Genomic DNA, 5,573 nt, shown 5'->3' with positions numbered 1-5,573 from the left:
GTCAAATTTTACATGTAAATATAATTTATAAATCACCGAAAAAATCACCGTTTTTCACTATTTTTATCACCGAAAAAATCACCGATTACACACGCGAAAATCACCGCAAAATCCGGGCCCTGATAGTGACTAAGGCTTGTATATTAAAACGTATCCTTAAACATCGATTATATCATGTTATGGATAAGTACACCACATAAAGGCGTATCCTGCCATGGGTTATTGGGGGGTCAGTAGTATATCCTTAAGTCCCGAAACTGCTTGGCCATAGGATACTGATGAGGGACAATGTAGCGCAAGTTGAAGATAAGAAAGCAGTAGGTGGCTTTTTTAAGATATTTGGTGGGGTTGCAGATGCTGTAAGATCGTGGATTGGCAATATTGGCCACGATTTAAGTAATAGACGCGATATCGACAGCTTAGTCTTAAAGATGAATGAGTGCTTGTACCCAAAGGGAGGGTAGGTTTCAGCACGTAAGAACACCGTATCTTTTGGTAATCTGTATTTATGTTTATCAGAGAAAGGTAATATAAAATTTCTGCAAACCCTGGCAGAAAAATTTAGTCTGAATAAAGCGGAAATAGATGAAAAATAAAAGAATATAGGGAAAATCAGAATCCCGAATTAAACTAAAAATTTGAACAGGACTTGATAAAAGTTCTTGAATCACCACGCTCTATAATATTGAAGCAATTTATTTCTTTGCCGGAAGGCCTTAAGTTTATTGTCGATATGCGTTGTGACGTGCTTATGTTAAAAAACCAATATAAAGAGCTCAATCGGCTAGAAAATGAACTGAAAAGCATACTTCTCTCCTGGGTTGACGTTGATCTACTCGATCTTCGTCAAATTACCTGGGATTCACCTGCGTCCTTGTTAGAAAAACTTATAAAATATGAAGCTGTGCATAAGATTTCTTCTTGGGGTGACTAAAAAAACAGGCTTGATTCTGATCGTCTCTGTTTTGCTTTCTTTCATTACAAAATACCAAACGAACCTCTAATTTTTGTTGAAGTTGCATTGGTGAACAAAATTGCAGATAGCATTCAACACCTCTTAGACAAGTCGGTATCTTCAAGTGATCCAAGCAGTGCAAGCACTGCCATATTCTATTCAATATCAAATACCCAAGCAGGTTTGTCTGGAATCAGCCTGGGTAATTTTTTGATCAAAAGGGTTGTGGAAAAGCTGTCGCAGGAGTTTAAAAGTATAAAAACACAACGCTTTCTCCAATACCTGGCTTTACGAAATGGCTGAAAGAAAGTTTAAGCCAAGATATTACTTTATTGAGCATACTGAACATAAAACAATCTAGTGCAGAAATTTTAGAAAGCACAGAGCAGTTAAAACTAACGTTGGATGCGAGAAACAATGCTTGCTGAAGCTTTGTGCACACTACTTGCTAAAGCTTAAAAATAGTGGTGGCGGTGCCTATGACCCGGTAGCACATTTTTATTTAAGCAATGGTGCATCAATATAAACAAATAAACTAGATGGCAGATGTTTCTGAAAAGGGAATTAGTCAGTCGGCTGGAATGATGGTGAATTACCTATATGAATTGTATAAAATAGATAATAATCATGAGAACTATATGGTTAATAAAGTGATTTCTCACTCGAAGCAGGTGTCGTCTATGTTGAAGAGATAATAGAGCAGTAGGAAATATATATGTAAGTGTGTTAAGTAAATTATATTGCCATTCCCTGGTATTTATATGTATAATGTAGGTAGTTTCATAAGAGGAGTATATGACAACCTTACATCACTCAAAAAAAAATTACAAGATATAGTAACAGATAAAAAACTACAAGATGTCCTAGATTCTAAGGGAATCAAGCTAATCAATGATTATATTAGTAATATTAAGGGGAAAAAAAGGGAAATTAGATGAATTAAAAGCTATCTATAAAGGGCTTTATGAAATGTTTACTAACATTTCTATTGATTGGGATAGCAATAAGAATAGCCTAAGTAGTGAAAAAATCAATACACCTTGTCAGAACTTAAAGTCAATTTTGGAAATGGTAGATCAATTACAGAATTAGATCGAAAATCGCATTAAAAAATTATTAGTCTAATGAAGCAATATCACCTGGGGACATCACATCACTTCGGGTAAAATGAAGACAAAGCTAAAAGAAATGCAACAACTGCCACAAAGTACAATAAGTCAAGGTAATGATGTAAATGATTATTCTGATGGGGTGCTAATGAAAGCCGCACATCTGTGCCTACCGTTCTTTAACCCTTTTAAAGAACCAGGTGCAGGGTGCAAAATTAAAATGGGTACATACTCATGGCCTGGTGGGGAAGGCAACGGGAAACCACCTCACCCATGCCTTTCCCTAGTGCTGGAGTTGAACTCCGCAAATACCTGCTTTTGCAGAGCACCCAACAAGCTAATGAAAACTAGTATCATGAATTAGAGAAAAAAGACAACGCAGAATTCGGTAAATATATAGAAAATGGTACTATTGATTCAACATTAATAGCGAAACTCAGGCGCTAATCTTTGTGCAACAATAAACTAAAAGAAAATGACAACGAAAAGCGAATTTTAAAATAAATAAATTTTTAAATAGTAAATTCTGTACAGAAGACAAAATTATTAGTTTTAAAATATCAAATAATGATCAAGGAGACATTATCAGTGGCTATGTAGATAGTAAAAAAAGTGAGACAGTATGACTTAAGTACCGCAGCTCAATATGAAATAAAGTTTAATTGGTATGTAGGGTGAAAGAGAATGTAGCATTACATTGAGTGTTAATTCTCATGGTAGTGTTGAAATAGTGGAGGGTGAGCCGGCAGATGAAGACTTGAAAAAAAATGAAGATGTAAGGATTAAAGTTGGTAGTAATTATTTGAGCCTCGCTGAGGCAATAATGACATGCAAGCAGAATAGTCAGCAATGGAACGAAGACTCGAGCACAGTGAGTAGCCAAATTAACCAAGCATCAGCTAGTCCCATTATTCGACCTGAACAGCTTAGGGCAGCCAACCAATAAATAAACAGCCATTAATGGATAATATATGAAACTTTGCAATAATAGCACATATAGTCTACGGAAAGTCAACTCTCGATGATCGATTTGGCAATGGTCTTGAAGCGGGGGAAATGACCAATCAAGTGCTCGATTCAATGGATATAGAACGCGAACGTGGAATTACATTGAAAGCACAAACTGTAAGGCTTAACTACACAGCAAATGATGGTAATAAATATTGCCTAAATCTCATGGATACCCCAGGTCACGTTGACTTATCATATGAAGTAAGTCGAAGTTTGTGAAGGTTCACTTTTAGTAGAGGATAGCAGTCAGGATGTTGAAGCTCAAACTCTTGCAAATGTAAACAAGGCTGTTAACAATAATCATGAGATAATAGTTGTGCTCAATAAAGTTGATCTCCCTGCTGCAGATCCAGAAAAGGTAATGCTCCAGATTGAAGAAGTAATTGGTATTGACGCAAGCGCCTCAGTATTAATATCGGCAAAAACTGGACATGGAATAAGGGTTGTACTCGAAGCAATAGTGACGAAACTTCCAGCTCCACAGGGTGATACGAACGCTCCGCTGCAGGCAATTTTAGTTGATAGTTGGTATGACCCTTATTTGGGAGTAGTAATTACAGTGCGAGTTAAAAATGGAGTGCTAAAGAAAGGCATGAAAATTGTTATGATGTCTAATAACGCTACATATCACGTGGATAATATCGGTATTTTTACTCCTAAGAAAGTCATGACTGGTGAACTCTCAGCAGGTGAAGTTGGTGTTATAATTGCTTCAATGAAAGAAGTAGCAGAGTGCAGCGTAGGGGACACTATTACCGAAGAGAAAAGGCCGTGCAGTGAGCCATTGCCAGGCTTTAAAGAAGTACATCCTGTAGTGTTTTGTAGCATTTTTCCCAACAAAACGGATGATTTTTAAATATCTAAAGGAAGCGCTAGAGAAATTACATTTAAATGATACAAGTTTTACCTTTGAAGCTGAGACGTCGAATGCACTCGGCTATGGATTTCGTTGCGGTTTTTTAGGAATGTTACACCTTGAGGTCATTCAAGAGAGGCTCGAGAAAGAGTTTGATTTAGACCTAACGGCAACTGCGCCGAGTGGTATATATAAAGTTACTATGCGAAACGGCGAAATTGTGAATATTCACAACTCAAGTGATATGCCAGATTCAACGAAAATTGAGATGATAGAGGAGTCGTGGATTACTGCAACCATAATGGTACCTGACCAATACTTGGGAGAAATTCTATCTCTGTGTGAAGAAAGAAGGGGAGAGCAAAAAGATTTATCTTACGTTTGCAACACAACAACAGCACTGCCGAAATATAAGTTGCCACTATCTGAAGTTGATTTTAATTTTTACGATAGATTGAAATCGATTTCTAAGGGATACGCAAGCCTGGATTGGTAAATTTCCAATTATAAGGAAAGTCAAATAGATAAATTGAGCTTTTTAATCAATGGGGAGCCTGCGGATGCATTGGCTTGTATTGTCCACAAAAGTAGGGCAGAAAAAAGGGGACGTTAAATATGTGCACGCTTGCAGGATTTAATACCACGTCAACAATATAAGATTTCAATTCAAGCAGCAGTGGGCGGTAAAATTATTGCAAGAGAGACGATTAATCCATACAGGAAGGATGTGACAGCCAAACTCTATGGTGGAGATGTGACGCGAAGAATGAAGCTTTTAGAAAAACAAAAGAATTGGAAAAAAGGCTACATTCTATAGGAAACGTCAATATTCCGCAGAATGCTTTTATTCAAGCTTTGAAAATAAATGATTAAACGTCACCAGACTTCTTGCATAACAGCAGTGATGTCAGAAATTCCTTTACAACCTCCGCCAACCTCATTATCATAATATAGTAATGTGGGTATTTTAGGCCTAAAATTTTCTTTAAAATCTTTGTATAGAGTACAATAAAAACTGGGCGTGTTATGTTTAATTTTTGCAATATAGATGCTCTATGTCTTTATAATTTTTCTATTTACACTAGCTGAACCTCGCTGAATAGGCGATGTAAGAGAGAATCGTACGCCAGGTTTTTGAGAACAGTAAAAAACTCGCATCACGGGGATTCTTTTGTCTTTTTTCAAGATTAGTTAAAAATTTAACCAATATTATCTCTTTCATAAAAAAAAATGCTTGACAAACTACAACATTCCCTTATCATGAAATTATGGGTATTTACAATCCCAAGGTCAGCTACTTGTCAAACATATAGAGCATTGACGTCAAGTTTTTAAAACAGAGCTTCTTTTGCCTTTTTTCGATTTAGTAAATTTTTTAAATATTTCTTAAGAAAAAATACGGCATCCGTTAAAAGTTCCAATTGTACAATATCACGTTAGAGGTTACACTACTTGGTGGGAAACACAGGTGTTAAAGCATATTAAAAATAGCAAAAATATTATTGAAAGGTCATGCAGTATGTGATATAATAAAGGGCATAAAAGTTTAAGGAAGTTTATTGACAACTTTACAATTAATAGTTATTAAATATTTAATGCTGTAAAATTGAATTATGTTTTTTAGAGTGAGAAAAATATGAAT

The 5,573-nt window shown here is 35.9% G+C and carries 3 protein-coding genes and 2 pseudogenes; all 5 read left to right on the top strand.

The window, feature by feature from the left end:
- Positions 1–278: 278 nt before the first annotated feature.
- The 5 genes and pseudogenes from HET73_RS05815 to lepA all read left to right on the top strand — a co-directional run bounded on the left by HET73_RS05815 (position 279) and on the right by lepA (position 4,804).
- Positions 279–1,650, top strand: a pseudogene (locus HET73_RS05815) (malonyl-CoA decarboxylase).
- 66 nt (positions 1,651–1,716) lie between these two features.
- The gene (locus tag HET73_RS05810; RefSeq protein WP_174134176.1) at positions 1,717–1,893 is read left to right on the top strand and encodes a hypothetical protein; all 177 of its coding nucleotides are present in this window, start codon (positions 1,717–1,719) and stop codon (positions 1,891–1,893) included.
- Between the two features lie 229 nt (positions 1,894–2,122).
- Entirely contained in the window at positions 2,123–2,428 is a 306-nt protein-coding gene (locus tag HET73_RS05805) for a hypothetical protein (RefSeq protein ID WP_174134175.1), read from the top strand.
- 333 nt (positions 2,429–2,761) lie between these two features.
- Positions 2,762–3,010, top strand: a complete 249-nt coding sequence (locus HET73_RS05800; RefSeq protein WP_174133311.1) for a hypothetical protein — start codon at positions 2,762–2,764, stop codon at positions 3,008–3,010.
- Positions 3,011–3,048: 38 nt separating this feature from the next.
- Positions 3,049–4,804: pseudogene (gene lepA, locus HET73_RS05795) on the top strand (translation elongation factor 4).
- The last annotated feature ends 769 nt before the right edge of the window (positions 4,805–5,573 follow it).

This window comes from Wolbachia endosymbiont of Atemnus politus (assembly GCF_013309895.1).
This window is presented reverse-complemented; position numbering and strand designations above follow the sequence as displayed.

Coding starts and splice junctions, on each gene's coding strand:
- HET73_RS05810 (WP_174134176.1), top strand. CDS start 1,717: ATGTATAATGTAGGTAGTTTCATAAGAGGAGTATATGACAACCTTACA.
- HET73_RS05805 (WP_174134175.1), top strand. CDS start 2,123: ATGAAGACAAAGCTAAAAGAAATGCAACAACTGCCACAAAGTACAATA.